Source organism: Nocardioides pinisoli, assembly GCF_024199985.1.
Classification (GTDB): Bacteria; Actinomycetota; Actinomycetes; order Propionibacteriales; family Nocardioidaceae; genus Nocardioides; species Nocardioides pinisoli.
The window spans coordinates 73,965-87,083 of sequence record NZ_JANARS010000011.1; the positions used below are offsets into that span (position 1 = coordinate 73,965).

Here is a 13,119-nt window from a genome sequence, read left to right on the forward strand (position 1 = left end):
AGCACCGGATCACAGTCCAGTGAGTCACCAACACAACACTCGGTCGGTTCGGCCACCGAGGGAGAAGGATCGACATGAGCGAGATGTACGGCCAGACAGAGAAGGCCCTCTCCAAGGGTGCTGACTTCGTCGACCAGGCCCGCGGCGACGTCAAGAACAAGTGCGGTGTTCTGTCCGGCAACATCCAGACGATGATGGGCGGATGGGGCGGCCAGGGTGCCACCGCGTTCAACAACCTGATGATCGCCTGGGACCAGAAGCAGGAGACCATCCTCAAGGCCCTCGACCAGCTCGCGGCCTCCATGAAGGAGACGGAGCGCGACAACGTCTCGACCGACGAGGCCCAGTCCGCCACCCACGCCAACCTCCAGGGCCGTCTCGGCTGACGCCGACACCTGACTTCTGAGATCTAGGAGATCGACATGACTTTCGACGGAATCAAGGTCCAGCACGGCAGCCTCGACGCCGGTGCGGCCGACGTGATGAAGGCGGCCAAGGACATCGAGGCCCGCCTCACCCAGCTCGAGAACGAGCTCAACCCCCTCAAGTCGGACTGGAACGGTAACGCCAAGATGGCCTACGACCAGGCCAAGGCCAAGTGGGACCAGGCGATGTCCGAGATGACCCTCCTGCTGCAGCAGGCCAGCCAGGGTGTCGACGCGTCCAACGCCGAGTACAAGGCGGCCGACGCCCGGGGCGCCAACCGCTTCTGAGCAGCACCCACCGTCCGAGGCCGGTCGTCCCTCCGGGGGCGTCCGGCCTCGTGGCATTTCCGCGAGCGGCTTTCGCCTAGGCTGCTCCCCGTTCAGTGCTCCGGCCCCTCGGCCGACGCAGGTGCAAGGACATTCAGGGGGAAACACCAATGAGTCAGGGGTCCTCGGTCGCGTCGGGCCTGGTCCGGGTGACCATCGCCTCCGGATCGCGACGCGTCGATCTCGTGCTGCCGGGCTCGATCCCGGTGGCCGAGCTCGTCCCGGAGCTCGCCCGCTCCGTCGGCCTGCTCGACGCCTCCACCGTCTACGGCGGCTACCGCCTGGTGACGCAGGAGGGCCGGATCCTTGCCAACAACGCCGGCCTGACGATGCAGGGCATCGAGGACGGCGGCCTGCTGACGGTCACCGCCGGTGTCGACGACAAGGCCCCCCGGGTCTACGACGACGTCGTCGAGGCCATGGCCGACGTCGTGGAGAACGAGCTGAAGCCGTGGGAGCCCGCGGCGGGACGTCGTACGGCGCTCGGCGCGGGCAGCATCCTGCTCGGCCTCGGCGCCCTGGCCCTGCTGCTGCAGGGCGAGAGCCTGCTCGGCGGCGTCGCCGCTGCGGTGATCGCCGCGCTTCTCGTGGTCGGCGGCATCGTGCTGACCCGCGCGCAGGGCGAGCCCGAGGCCGGTGTCGCGATCTCGCTGCTCGCCGCGCTCTACGCCGCCGTCGCCGGGCTCTTGCTCGCGCCCGGCGACCTGCCGGAGTGGACCTGGCCGCTCGCCGAGGCCTTCTTCGCCGACCCGCTGCTCTACGCCGGCCTGGGTGTCCTCGCGGTCGGGCTCGTCGCGGTGGTCGGCCTCCAGGACGGTCGGGCCCTGGTCATCCCCGCCGTGGTGGTGGGTGCGGTCCTCGTCGCCGGCTCGGTGCTCATCCGGGTCTTCTCGCTCGAGCCGTCGACCGTCTTCGTCGTCCTGCTCACCCTCGTCGTCCTGGCGGGCAGCGTCTTCCCGTGGCTCGCCCTCGGCGTGACCGGCACCAGCGTCGACCAGCTCTACTCGCTCCACGACATCACCGCCGACCCCGACGAGATCGACCCCGACGAGGTGGCCGACGACGCCCGCGTCGGCCACGAGATCCTCCTCGCGGTGTCGGCCACGGTCGGCACCCTCCTGGTCCTCCTCGCCCCCTTCGCGGTGGGGCGTGGCGTCTACGGCACGGTCCTCGCCGCGGTCTGCTGCCTCGCCGTCATGTTCCGCACCCGCCAGTACCGCACCGGCTCTGAGGTGCTCGCCGGCCTCACCTCGGGCATCCTCGGACTGGTCTCGGTGGCGCTGTCGATGCTGCTGATCCACGACGGCTGGCGCGCCGGTGCCGCCATCGGCCTGGCCGGCGTCGGCGCGGTGCTGCTCGCGCTCACGCTCGTGCCCGCCTCGCCGTCGGTGCGCCGCGGCCGCATGGGCGACGTGGTCGAGACCATGACGTTGCTCGCGCTGCTACCGCTGATGGTGCTCGCGGCCGGCTTCGTGTCCGCGGTGGCGGGCTGAGGCGGGCGGGCGAGAGATGGCCACCAAGAAGGACCTCGTCGAGGCCCACGCGTTCAGCCGCCGCCGCCTCGTCACCGCCTTCGTCTCCGGCGCTCCGGGCGGCCGCGAGGTGGAGCCGGTGCGCCCGGGGCGGGTGCTCATCGGCGGCGTCGCCCTCTCCGTGCTGCTCCTCGCCGGTGCGGCGATCGCGGGCTTCCTGCTCGGTCGTCCCCCAGCGCAGTGGCTCGACGACGGCAGCTTCGTGATCTCCAAGGACACCGGCGAGCAGTACGTCGTCCTGCGCGGCGACGGCGACGAGCCGCTGCTGCAGCGGGTGCCCAACTACGTCTCGGCGCAGCTGCTGCTCGGTGATGCCGAGCTCACGCCGTTCACCGTGCGCGACAAGTACATCCGCACCGTCCAGCTCGGCGAGGACCTCGGCATCGACGCCGCCCCGGCCAGCCTCCCGTCCGCCGACGAGCTCGTCGACGACGGCTGGACCGCCTGCACCGGCGAGGGCCTGGGCATCAAGCTCGCGGTGCAACGCACCCCGACCGTCGAGGACCTGGTGGCGTCCGCCTTCCTCGTCCGCAGCAAGGGCACCGACTGGTTGATCGCCACGGCGCCCCCGGTCGGCAGCGAGCAGGGCAGCGCCTACCGCTTCCCCATGCCCGCCGACGAGACCCAGGCCTCGACGCTGGGCGACCGGCTCGGCTTCGGTGCCTCGGCGACCGAGGTGGACCCCGACTGGCTCAACCTCTTCCGGCTGGGCCAGCCGCTCGAGCAGACGTCGTTCGGCGTGACTCGCGCGGGTGAGCCCGTGCCCTACGGCAGCACCGGCACCGATCTCTCGCGCTACCAGATCGGTGACCTGCTGCGCTCCAGCAGCGGCGCCTACTACCTGCTGGGCGACGAGAAGCCCGAGCGGCTCAGCGACTTCGACGCCATGGTCTACGAGGTGGTCGGCGGGTCCACCCAGGAGCTGTCCGAGGACCTGTCGGCGTCGTTCGGCGACCCGAAGACCCCCGCCGAGTGGCCCGGCGAGATCCCGCAGCCGATCACCAACGGAGCGCTGTGCGCGGTGCTGCACCCCGAGCCCGGCGCCGACGCGTCCTTCACCCTCGCGACCAACCCGACCGGCGCGGCCGACCCGGCCGAGGCCGACGTGCGCCCGGGCCGCCACGCCGTCGACGTCGAGCCGAGCGCCGGGGCCTACGTGCTCTCCGGCTCCGGCGAGGCCGCCGACACCGGCACCCGCTACGTCATCGACCCCAAGGGCGAGAAGTACGAGCTGGTCGGCGCGGAGGTGCCCGACTACCTGGGCTACGGCGACGTCGACCCGCCGCTGGTGCCGAGCGCGTGGCTGGAGTTCTTCGAGCCCGGCGTGCAGCTGTCGACCAACGGCGCGCGGCGGGTCCCCGTGGACGCCCCGGCGGAAGACGCTGCGGCGGACGCCGGCTGATGGCTGCGCCGTCGCCGGGCCGTCGCCCGACCCTGCGCCGCCCGCTCGTGCGTACGACGCTCGCCGCGGGCCTGCTCGCCGCCTCCGTCGTGCCGCTGGGCGCCGCGCCCGCCGCCGCCGACCACGCCGCCCCCTGCGTGGAGAGCGAGGTGCCGGGCTCCGAGCGGCTCGCCGACACCCACACCAAGGACAACGCGGCCCACGACCGGATGCACGTGGAGCAGGCCCAGGAGGTCGCGACCGGCCGCGGGGTGAAGGTCGCCGTGATCGACAGCGGCGTGGTGGGCTTCGAGGGGCTCGCCGTCGCCGGCGCCACGACCATCGCGGGCGTCGACCCCGCCACCCGGCTCTCGGGCCACGGCACCATCGTCGCGGGCCTGATCGCGGGCCCCCGCGGCGTGGCGCCCGACGCCCAGGTCTACGACGTCAAGGTCTACGACGCCGCCGAGGCCGACACCACCCAGGGGGAGCGGGCGCTGACCTCGGCCGGCATCGCCGCGGGCATCGAGGCCGTGATCCGCGCGCAGCCCCAGCAACAGGTCGACATCGTCAGCATCTCGCTGGCCGTGCCGCAGCCCGACCCGGTGCTCGAGTCCGCGGTGGCCCGGCTCGTCGACCAGGGGGTCGTGGTCGTCGCCGCCGCCGGCAACGCCTCGGCCACCCCCGACGAGGGTTTCCGGGGCACGCCGGGCAACGACGCCGACGTCTATCCCGCCGACTACCCCGGGGTGCTCGCGGTCAGCGCCGTGCCACCGGGGGACGAGCACCCCAGCGCCTACGTCCTGCCCAACCTCGACACCGACGTCGCGGCGCCCACCGTCGGTGCCATCTCCGTCAACGCCACCGGTCAGGTGTGCGAGGTCGACCAGGTCGCGACCTCGTGGGCCGCGGCCGAGGTCACCGGCGTCATGGCGCTGCTCAAGGAGCGCTTCCCGCGGGAGACCCCCCAGCAGCTCGTCGCCCGGCTGCAGGCGACCACCGAGGGGGCCGGCGCCCCCGAGGGCCCGGACGGCGAGGCGGCGAGCCCGTGGACCGGCGCCGGCGTGGTGCAGGCCCACGACGCCCTCACCCGCGAGATCGAGCCCGGTCGCAAGGGGAAGGTCGAGACGACCGTCCCGGAGGTGCGAGCCGACGCGCAGGCGCCGCCGGCGCCCGAGCGCGTCGACCTCTTCGGCACGCCCCGCGCCATCCTGCTGTGGTCGGGCCTGGTCGCCGGGTCGCTGCTGGCGCTCGCCTTCATGCTGCGGCCGTTGCTGCGACGTTGAGCCACGACGTCGCGGTCCATGATGGAATCACGCCATGCCTGACACCTCGGACGAGCCCGTCGCCGTCATCCTCGCCGGCGGCCAGGGCTCGCGCCTGTGGCCCATCAGCCGCGACCGCGCCCCCAAGCAGTTCCAGCCGGTCGTGCGCGACCGGCCGCTGCTCACCGGCACCATCGAGCGGCTCAGCGAGATCGTGGACCCCAGCCGCATCCACGTCTCGACCCGCGCCCGCTTCGCCGACGCCGCCCGCGCCACCCTGGGCCCGGTGCCGCCGGAGAACCTGATCCTGGAGGAGGACCCGGCCGGGCCCGCGACGGCGTTCGCGCTGAGCATCGCCACGCTGTCGCACAAGTACGGCAACGCGCCGGCGCTCATCGCCCCCTCGGACCACCTGATCACCGAGGAGGACGCCTTCAACGAGGCGTCGCGCGACATGCTCCAGCAGCTCGACCGGACGCCCGGCTCGATGGTGGTGCTGGGTGCCGAGCCCACCCGCTTCGACGCCAGCCTGGGCTACATCCACACCAAGGGCGGCGACGACGCCGTGCAGGTCATCGACTCCTTCCACGAGAAGCCCGACGAGGGCCTGGTCGCCGAGCTGGGCGAGACGGGCAACCTGTTCTGGAACACCGCCTGCTACGGCGTACGGGTCGGGCGGGCGTGCGAGGCCTACCGCAGCGCGCTGCCCCTCATCTTCGAGGCGATCGAGCGCTTCGCCCGCGGCGCGACGTCGGAGAAGGCCTACCGCGGTGCCGCCATCGGCGGGCACGAGATCTACCCGCTCATGTGGGCCGGGATGGAGTGCCTGGTCGTCCCCCGCCAGCTCGGGTGGACCGACGTCGGCACCTGGCCCCGCCTCGAGCGGGTGCTCCACGACCAGCGGGTCACCTCGATCGGTCCCGCGCTGCAGCTCGACGCCGAGGACACCCTCGTCGCCAGCATGGACGGCCGCCCGGTCGTCACCCTCGGCGCGCGGGGCCTGATCGTCGTCACCCACGAGGACGCCGTCTACGTGCTCGACCGCCAGAAGGCGCTCGACACCGGCACCCTCGAGCGGCTCCGCTCGCTCCTCGCGGCCAGCACCCGCGAGGACCTCCTCTGACCGGTCCGCCCGCGGACCTCCTGCCCCACGGCCCCACCCCGAAGGAACCCATGTCCCACGAGAACAGCCAGCACATCGTCGTCGTCGGCACCAAGCCCGACATCATCAAGCAGGCGCCGATCTACCACGAGCTGCGCGAGCGCGGTCACGACGTCGTGCTGTGCCACACCGGTCAGCACTACGACCACAACCTCTCGCAGTCGATGCTCGACGAGTTCGGCGTGCGCGAGGACATCAACCTCGAGGTGCGCGGCGGGGTCAACGACCTCGTCTCTGGCATCACCGCCAAGCTCGCGCAGTACCTGCGCGGCTTCTCCGAGCGCGGCGGCTTCCCGATCACCTACGTGCACGGCGACACGACGACCGCCATGGCCGGCGCCCTCGCCACCTTCGGCGAGCGCCAGGCGCTGGTCCACGTCGAGGCCGGGCTGCGCACCCTGTCGCCCAGGCCCGAGGTGCTCAAGGGCTGGATCGAGCAAGGTGCCGACCTCGACTGGGCGTCGTTCCGCGAGCAGTCGATCGACCGCGCCAGCTGGGCCAAGGGGAGCCGCGAGCCCTCGCCCGAGCAGTTCAACACCCGCGTCGCCGACGCCGGCTCCGACCTGCACGCCGCCCCGGTCGAGCTCAACCGCGAGTTCCTCGTCGAGGAGGGCTTCGCCCCGGCCGCCATCGACGTCGTCGGCAACTCCGTCGTCGACGCGCTCGCGCAGGCGGTCGCCGGCAGCGACAAGAACCAGGTGCTCGAGAAGTTCCCGCAGATGGGCGACGGGTCCTTCCTCCGCTTCTGCGTCCACCGTCGCGAGAACACCACCAACCGCGACCGCTTCAACCTGCTGATGGACGCGATGGAGTCGCTGCTCGAGCAGGGCCACCACGTGCTGTTCATCCGCCTGCTCGGCACCGAGGCCGCGATCGACAACTTCGGGCGCCGCCAGTGGCTCGAGGACCTCGAGGCCCGCTACGGCGACGCCCTCATCTCGACGCCCGTGTGGGACAGCTACCTCGACGTCGTCGCCGCCATGTCGATGTGCGCCGTCATCGTCACCGACTCCGGGAGCATCGTGGAGGAGGCCAACGTCCTCGAGGTGCCGTGCGTGACCCTGCGCTTCGGCTCCGACCGCTCCGAGACGTTCCTCGCCGGCAGCAACTTCCTCGCCCCGCCCGTCGACAAGGACCTGATGACCAGCGTCATCCACAACGTCTTCGAGCACCGCGCCGAGCTGTCGTGGGACCGCGTCTACCCCGAGAAGGCCTCGGCCATGCTCGTCGACGCGGTCGAGCGCCGCCTCGACGAGGGGAGCCTGCTGATCTCCGAGGAGTGGCGCTACGGCCTCAAGGCCCAGCTGCGCTGATCGTCGTACGACGATCCCGGCCGGACACGACGAGGGCCCCGCACCGGATCGGTGCGGGGCCCTCGTGGCGGCGGAGGTAGGGGGATTCGAACCCCCGAGGGCTGTTAACCCAACCCGCTTTCCAAGCGAGCGCCATAGGCCACTAGGCGATACCTCCGCCGAGGAGAGTACCGGTCGGTCCGGTGGCCGGTGAAATCGCCTGCCGACCCCTGGGTGCGGGCCGGGTTTGGGTGGCCGTCCGGGCCTCGCCTAGACTCCCCGACAACCCCCCACGCGGCGTCACCTCGCCCAATTCCCCCAGGGCCGGAAGGCAGCAAGGGTAAGTGAGCTCTGACGGGTGCGTGGGGGGCCTCTTCATGTCCGGCCCCGGTGGTCCCGCCGGCACTTCGCAGGGGCCGCGCTCCCGCGGTGGGCACTGTGGGTGGGCACGGTTAGTGTTCACGACGTGGAGTCACCGCTCGCGCTCTATCGCCGTTACCGGCCCGAGACCTTCCAGGAGGTCATCGGGCAGGACCACGTGACCGAGCCGTTGCGGGCCGCGCTGGCGGCCAACCGGGTCAACCACGCCTACCTCTTCTCCGGTCCGCGCGGCTGCGGCAAGACCACCTCGGCCCGCATCCTGGCCCGCGCCCTCAACTGCGCCCGGGCGCCGATCTCCGACCCGTGCGGCGAGTGCGACAGCTGCCGCGACCTCGCGCGTGGCGGCCCCGGCTCCATCGACGTGATCGAGATCGACGCGGCCTCCCACGGCGGTGTCGACGACGCGCGCGACCTGCGGGAGAAGGCGTTCTTCGCGCCGGTCCGCGACCGCTACAAGGTCTACATCATCGACGAGGCCCACATGGTCACGACGCAGGGCTTCAACGCCCTGCTCAAGCTGGTCGAGGAGCCGCCGCCCCACCTGCGCTTCATCTTCGCCACGACCGAGCCCGACAAGGTGCTGCCGACCATCCGCTCGCGCACCCACCACTACCCCTTCCGGCTCATCCCGCCGCGCCTGCTCAGCGACTACCTCACCCAGCTCGCGGGCGAGGAGGGCGTGGCCATCGAGCCGGCCGCCCTGCCGCTGGTCGTCCGCGCCGGTGCCGGCTCGGCCCGTGACACGCTGTCGGTCCTCGACCAGCTGCTCGGCGGCGCCGGTCCGGCCGGGGTCACCCACAAGCTGGCCACCGACCTGCTCGGCTTCACGCCCGACTCGCTCCTCGACGAGGTCATCGAGGCGTTCGCCACCCGCGACGGCGCGACGGTGTTCTCCGTGGTCGACAAGGTCGTCGAGACCGGCCAGGACCCGCGCCGCTTCACCGAGGACCTGCTGCGCCGGCTTCGGGACCTCGTCATCGTCACCGCCGTGCCCGACGCCCCCGCGACCGGGCTGATCGACCTCTCGGAGGACGCCGGCGAGCGCCTCGTCGCCCAGGCCGCACGCTTCGGCGCGATCGAGCTCAGCCGGGCCGCCGACATCGTGGCCGCCGGCCTCACCGAGATGCGCGGGGCCACCGCCCCCCGCCTGCTGCTCGAGCTGCTCTGCGCGCGGGTCCTGCTCCCGGGAGCCGACCACACGGCCGACGGCGTGATGGCCCGCCTCGAGCGGCTCGAGCGCCGCATGGACGTCACCGGCGCCCCCGCCCCCGCGGCCGGCTCGGCTCCCTCGGCTCCCTCCGTGCCCTCGCGTCCGGCCGCCCCCGCCGCGACCGCCGCCCCCGCCGCCCCCGCCGCACCGACCGAGGCTCCCGCCGCTCCGCCCGCGACCCGACCCGCCGACCGGGCTGCATCCCCGCCACGCGCCGACGAGCCGGCCCCGCCGCCGCCCATGCCGACCGCGGCCGCGCCGTCACGCGACGACGGACCGCCTCCGCCCCCGCCGATGCCGGGATCGGCGCCCCACGAGCCCTCCCCGCCGCAGGCACCCCCCGTGGTCGCCGAGCCGGCCCCTGCCCCGGCCGCTGCGGCCGCGCCCGACGCCCCGGTCGCCGAGCAGCCGGCCGGTCCGCGCGGAGGCCTCAGCCTCGTCGACGTACGCCGGCTGTGGCCCGACATCCTCGAGCAGACCAAGAACCGTCGCCGCCTCGCCTGGATGGTGCTGTCCCAGCACGCCCACGTGGTCGACGTCGACGGCGTGCGGCTGACCGTGGGCTTCGCCAACGCCGGTGCGCGCGACTCCTTCGTCAACGGCGGGTGCGACGAGATCCTGCGCCAGGCCGCGATCGACGTCGTCGGCATGGACTGGCGCGTCGAGTCGATCGTCGACCCGTCGGGCGCGGCCGCGGAGGCGCCGGTCGTCCGCCAGGCGGCCACCGACCCCCACCCGTCGTCCGCACCGGCTGCCGCGCCCGCCGCACCTCCCGGCGCGCCGGGGCAGCCGGCCCCCGACGGCCCGCCCGACTGGGTGACCGGCGACGCCGCTCCTCCCGCCGGCGCCGACGCCCCTGCGGCCGCCCCTCCCGCCCCGCCCCCGGTCTCGGCCGCACCCGCCCGCGAGGCGCTGGAGGCGGCCCGTGCCGGGGGACCGGCCGAGCCGACCGGGCCCGTCCGCTCGGCCGACGACGACGTCGACCCCGACGACCCCGACGCCGACTCCGACGCCGTCGACACCGAGTCGCTGCTCAGCCAGACGCTCGGCGCCCGGCTGATCGAAGAGATCAAGAACGACTGACCGCGATGACCACCCCAGACCACCCAGACCACCCAGACCAGCAGCGGGAGACCCGATGAGCCAGAACCCCTTCGACGCCCTCGGTGGCGGCGGCTTCGACATGAACGCCCTGCTCCAGCAGGCGCAGCAGATGCAGCAGCAGCTCGAGGAGGCGCAGGCCAACCTCGCCCAGCAGACCGTCGAGGGCACCGTCGCAGGCGGTGCCGTGACGGTCACCGCCAACGGTGTCGGCGAGCTGGTCGGCGTGACCATCCGCTCCGGTGAGTTCGACGGCAGCGACCCCGACGACCTGTCCGACCTCTCCGACCTCATCGTCGCCGCCTACCGCGACGCACGCGCCAAGTCCGAGGCGCTCGCCGGCGACTCGCTCGGCCCGCTGACCGAGGGCCTCGGCGGAGGCGGCGGCATGCCCGGCCTCCCCGGGCTCGGCTGAGGACCCTCGTTGTACGAAGGTGTCGTCCAGGACCTGATCGACGAGCTCGGTCGGCTGCCGGGCGTCGGTCCCAAGAGCGCGCAACGCATCGCCTTCCACCTGCTGCAGGCCGAGCCGACCGACGTACGCCGCCTCGCCGACGTGCTGATCGAGGTCAAGGCCCGCGTGAAGTTCTGCTCGACGTGCTTCAACGTCAGCGAGGACGAGCAGTGCCGGATCTGCCGCGACGAGCGCCGCGACCCGAGCGTGCTGTGCGTCGTCGAGGAGTACAAGGACGTCGTGGCGATCGAGCGCACCCGCGAGTTCCGCGGCCGCTACCACGTGCTCGGCGGCGCGATCTCGCCGATCGACGGCATCGGCCCCGACCAGCTCCACGTCAAGGAGCTGATGCCGCGCCTGGCCGACGGCACGGTCACCGAGGTCATCCTCGCCACCGACCCCAACCTCGAGGGCGAGGCCACCGCGACCTATCTCACGCGACTGCTCCTGCCGATGGGGTTGCGCGTCACCCGCCTGGCGAGTGGACTGCCTGTGGGCGGTGACCTCGAGTACGCCGACGAGGTCACGCTCGGACGAGCGTTCGCCGGACGGCGATCAGCCGAGTGATCGATCGAGTGATCCAAGCAAGCGCAGATGCCGGAAGGGGACCAGTGCCGTGACCCAGACTGACGACAGAGTGTTCGGTGAGCAGATCGCCGACTCCGTGGAGAGCTTCCTGCTCGCCCTGCGTGCCATCGCCCGCGAGGGCAACGGGGCGCAGGCCGTCTCGCTGCTGCTCCTCGAGATCAGCCAGGTCCTGCTGGCCGGTGCCCGGATGGGTGCGCAGCACGACTTCACCCCGCGCGAGGAGTACCAGCCCGACGTGGGTCCCGAGGCCGACATCGACGACCTGCGGCTGCGGCTGGCCGACATGCTCGAGGGCGTCGACGCCTACACGTTCGTCTTCGACCCCTACGTCCCCGAGGTGGTGGAGAGCCGGCTCTCCGACGACCTCGCCTCGATCGCCATCGACCTGGAGAACGGCCTGCGCCACTTCCGGGCGGGCGACGTCGACGAGGCGCTGTGGTGGTGGCAGTTCTCCTACGTCAACAACTGGGGCAACCTCGCCGGCGCCGCGCTCAACGCGCTGCTGACCGTCGTGGCGCACGACCGGTTCGACACCGACTTCGAGGCCGACGCCGACGCCGTCGCGGTCGCGGATGAGATGCTCGGGAGCACCCCCACCGTCCAGCCGTAGAATCTGCGGTGGCCTGGCGGCAACGGCGCCGGCGGGCTCGCCAGAGCACCGCGGCCCCTGACGGCCGCACCCCGATCCCGAGGACCAAACCGTGGGCATTGTCGTGCAGAAGTACGGCGGCTCCTCGCTCGCCGACGCCGACGCCATCAAGCGCGTCGCGCGGCGCATCGTGGACGTCAAGAAGGCCGGCCACGACGTCGTCGTCGCCGTCTCCGCCATGGGTGACACGACCGACGACCTCTACGACCTGGCCAACGGCGTCTCGCCGCTGCCTCCGGCCCGCGAGATGGACATGCTGCTCACCGCGGGGGAGCGCATCTCCATGGCGCTGGTCGCCATGGCGATCAGCGACCTGGGCTACACCGCGCGGTCGTTCACCGGCTCCCAGGCCGGCGTGATCACCGACTCGGTGCACGGCAAGGCGAAGATCATCGACGTCACGCCCGGCCGCATCACCCAGGCCATCGGCGAGGGCCACATCGTGATCGTGGCCGGCTTCCAGGGCGTGTCGGCCGACACCAAGGAGATCACCACCCTCGGCCGCGGCGGCACCGACACCACCGCCGTGGCGCTGGCCGCCGCCCTCGAGGCCGACATGTGCGAGATCTACACCGACGTCGACGGCGTCTTCACCGCCGACCCGCGCATCGTGCCGAGCGCCCGCAAGCTCAGCAAGGTGTCCTACGAGGAGATGCTCGAGCTCGCCGCCTGCGGCTCCAAGATCCTGCACCTGCGCTGCGTGGAGTACGGCCGCCGCTACGGCATCCCGATCCACGTGCGCTCGTCGTTCAGCCAGCTCGAGGGGACCTGGGTCACGAGCGAGCCCAACCTGGACGGACCCAGTCTCGACGGACCCGAGGAAGTGACCATGGAACAGCCCATCATCGCCGGAGTCGCCCACGACGTCAGCGAGGCCAAGATCACCGTCGTCGGCGTCCCCGACAAGGTCGGCGAGGCGGCCCGCATCTTCGAGGCCCTGGCCGACGCCCAGATCAACCTCGACATGATCGTGCAGAACATCTCGGCCGCGGCGACGAGCCTGACCGACATCTCCTTCACGCTGCCGCGCACCGACGGCCAGGTCGCGATGACGGCTCTGGCGCGGATCCAGGCCGAGGTCGGCTACGACAAGCTGCTCTACGACGACAAGATCGGCAAGGTGTCCCTCATCGGTGCCGGCATGCGCTCGCACCCGGGCATCACCTCGAAGTTCTTCGGCGCGCTCGCCTCGGCCGGCGTCAACATCGGCATGATCTCCACCTCGGAGATCCGCATCTCGGTCATCGTCGACGAGAGCTCGGTGGGCGACGCCGTCCGCGCGACCCACACGGCGTTCGACCTCGACGCCGACGAGGTCGAGGCCGTCGTCTACGGCGGGACGGGGCGCTGAC

12 protein-coding genes, 1 tRNA gene and 1 other RNA gene are annotated in these 13,119 nt (G+C 72.4%); 13 read left to right on the forward strand and 1 reads right to left on the reverse strand.

From position 1 onward, the window contains the following. Positions 1–74 precede the first annotated feature (74 nt). The 7 genes from NCI01_RS19875 (at position 75) to NCI01_RS19905 (ending at position 7,405) form a co-directional block, all read left to right on the forward strand. Positions 75–386, forward strand: coding sequence for a WXG100 family type VII secretion target (locus NCI01_RS19875; protein WP_129454118.1), 312 nt, complete (start codon positions 75–77; stop codon positions 384–386). Positions 387–422: 36 nt separating this feature from the next. Beyond that, on the forward strand, positions 423–713 hold the full coding sequence (locus tag NCI01_RS19880; RefSeq protein ID WP_254183231.1) for a WXG100 family type VII secretion target: 291 nt from the start codon (positions 423–425) through the stop codon (positions 711–713). A gap of 149 nt (positions 714–862) precedes the next feature. Beyond that, positions 863–2,245 carry a type VII secretion integral membrane protein EccD gene (gene eccD, locus NCI01_RS19885; protein ID WP_254183232.1) on the forward strand — a complete coding sequence of 461 codons (1,383 nt, stop codon included), beginning with the start codon at positions 863–865 and terminating at the stop codon, positions 2,243–2,245. Between the two features lie 16 nt (positions 2,246–2,261). Further along, the gene (locus NCI01_RS19890) at positions 2,262–3,686 is read left to right on the forward strand and encodes a type VII secretion protein EccB (protein WP_254183233.1); all 1,425 of its coding nucleotides are present in this window, start codon (positions 2,262–2,264) and stop codon (positions 3,684–3,686) included. After that, positions 3,686–4,951 (forward strand): S8 family serine peptidase, encoded by a 1,266-nt coding sequence (locus tag NCI01_RS19895; protein ID WP_254183234.1) that lies wholly within the window; start codon positions 3,686–3,688, stop codon positions 4,949–4,951. Before NCI01_RS19890 ends, NCI01_RS19895 begins: the two co-directional genes overlap by 1 nt. Positions 4,952–4,985: 34 nt before the next feature. Continuing rightward, positions 4,986–6,053, forward strand: coding sequence for a sugar phosphate nucleotidyltransferase (locus tag NCI01_RS19900; RefSeq protein ID WP_254183235.1), 1,068 nt, complete (start codon positions 4,986–4,988; stop codon positions 6,051–6,053). 50 nt (positions 6,054–6,103) lie between these two features. Further along, complete coding sequence (locus NCI01_RS19905; RefSeq protein ID WP_254183236.1) at positions 6,104–7,405, forward strand: UDP-N-acetyl glucosamine 2-epimerase; 1,302 nt, start codon at positions 6,104–6,106, stop codon at positions 7,403–7,405. 71 nt (positions 7,406–7,476) lie between these two features. Here NCI01_RS19905 and NCI01_RS19910 read toward each other — a convergent pair. Continuing rightward, positions 7,477–7,562, reverse strand: a tRNA-Ser gene (locus NCI01_RS19910). Positions 7,563–7,668: 106 nt separating this feature from the next. On the opposite strand from NCI01_RS19910, the gene ffs reads away from it, so the two are divergent. The 6 genes from ffs to NCI01_RS19940 all read left to right on the forward strand — a co-directional run bounded on the left by ffs (position 7,669) and on the right by NCI01_RS19940 (position 13,118). Continuing rightward, positions 7,669–7,759, forward strand: an RNA gene (gene ffs / locus NCI01_RS19915) — signal recognition particle sRNA small type. Between the two features lie 91 nt (positions 7,760–7,850). Further along, entirely contained in the window at positions 7,851–10,058 is a 2,208-nt protein-coding gene (locus tag NCI01_RS19920; RefSeq protein WP_254183237.1) for a DNA polymerase III subunit gamma and tau, read from the forward strand. Positions 10,059–10,113: 55 nt separating this feature from the next. Then, complete coding sequence (locus NCI01_RS19925; protein ID WP_254183238.1) at positions 10,114–10,491, forward strand: YbaB/EbfC family nucleoid-associated protein; 378 nt, start codon at positions 10,114–10,116, stop codon at positions 10,489–10,491. Positions 10,492–10,500: 9 nt separating this feature from the next. Continuing rightward, a complete protein-coding gene (gene recR, locus NCI01_RS19930) occupies positions 10,501–11,097 on the forward strand; it encodes a recombination mediator RecR (protein WP_191194126.1) in 597 nt (198 codons plus the stop codon). Positions 11,098–11,146: 49 nt separating this feature from the next. Beyond that, a complete protein-coding gene (locus NCI01_RS19935) occupies positions 11,147–11,728 on the forward strand; it encodes a DUF5063 domain-containing protein (protein ID WP_254183239.1) in 582 nt (193 codons plus the stop codon). A gap of 91 nt (positions 11,729–11,819) precedes the next feature. Continuing rightward, positions 11,820–13,118, forward strand: a complete 1,299-nt coding sequence (locus NCI01_RS19940; RefSeq protein WP_254183240.1) for an aspartate kinase — start codon at positions 11,820–11,822, stop codon at positions 13,116–13,118. Position 13,119: the final 1 nt, after the last annotated feature.

Coding starts and splice junctions, on each gene's coding strand:
- NCI01_RS19875 (WP_129454118.1), top strand. CDS start 75: ATGAGCGAGATGTACGGCCAGACAGAGAAGGCCCTCTCCAAGGGTGCT.
- NCI01_RS19880 (WP_254183231.1), top strand. CDS start 423: ATGACTTTCGACGGAATCAAGGTCCAGCACGGCAGCCTCGACGCCGGT.
- eccD (WP_254183232.1), top strand. CDS start 863: ATGAGTCAGGGGTCCTCGGTCGCGTCGGGCCTGGTCCGGGTGACCATC.
- NCI01_RS19890 (WP_254183233.1), top strand. CDS start 2,262: ATGGCCACCAAGAAGGACCTCGTCGAGGCCCACGCGTTCAGCCGCCGC.
- NCI01_RS19895 (WP_254183234.1), top strand. CDS start 3,686: ATGGCTGCGCCGTCGCCGGGCCGTCGCCCGACCCTGCGCCGCCCGCTC.
- NCI01_RS19900 (WP_254183235.1), top strand. CDS start 4,986: ATGCCTGACACCTCGGACGAGCCCGTCGCCGTCATCCTCGCCGGCGGC.
- NCI01_RS19905 (WP_254183236.1), top strand. CDS start 6,104: ATGTCCCACGAGAACAGCCAGCACATCGTCGTCGTCGGCACCAAGCCC.
- NCI01_RS19925 (WP_254183238.1), top strand. CDS start 10,114: ATGAGCCAGAACCCCTTCGACGCCCTCGGTGGCGGCGGCTTCGACATG.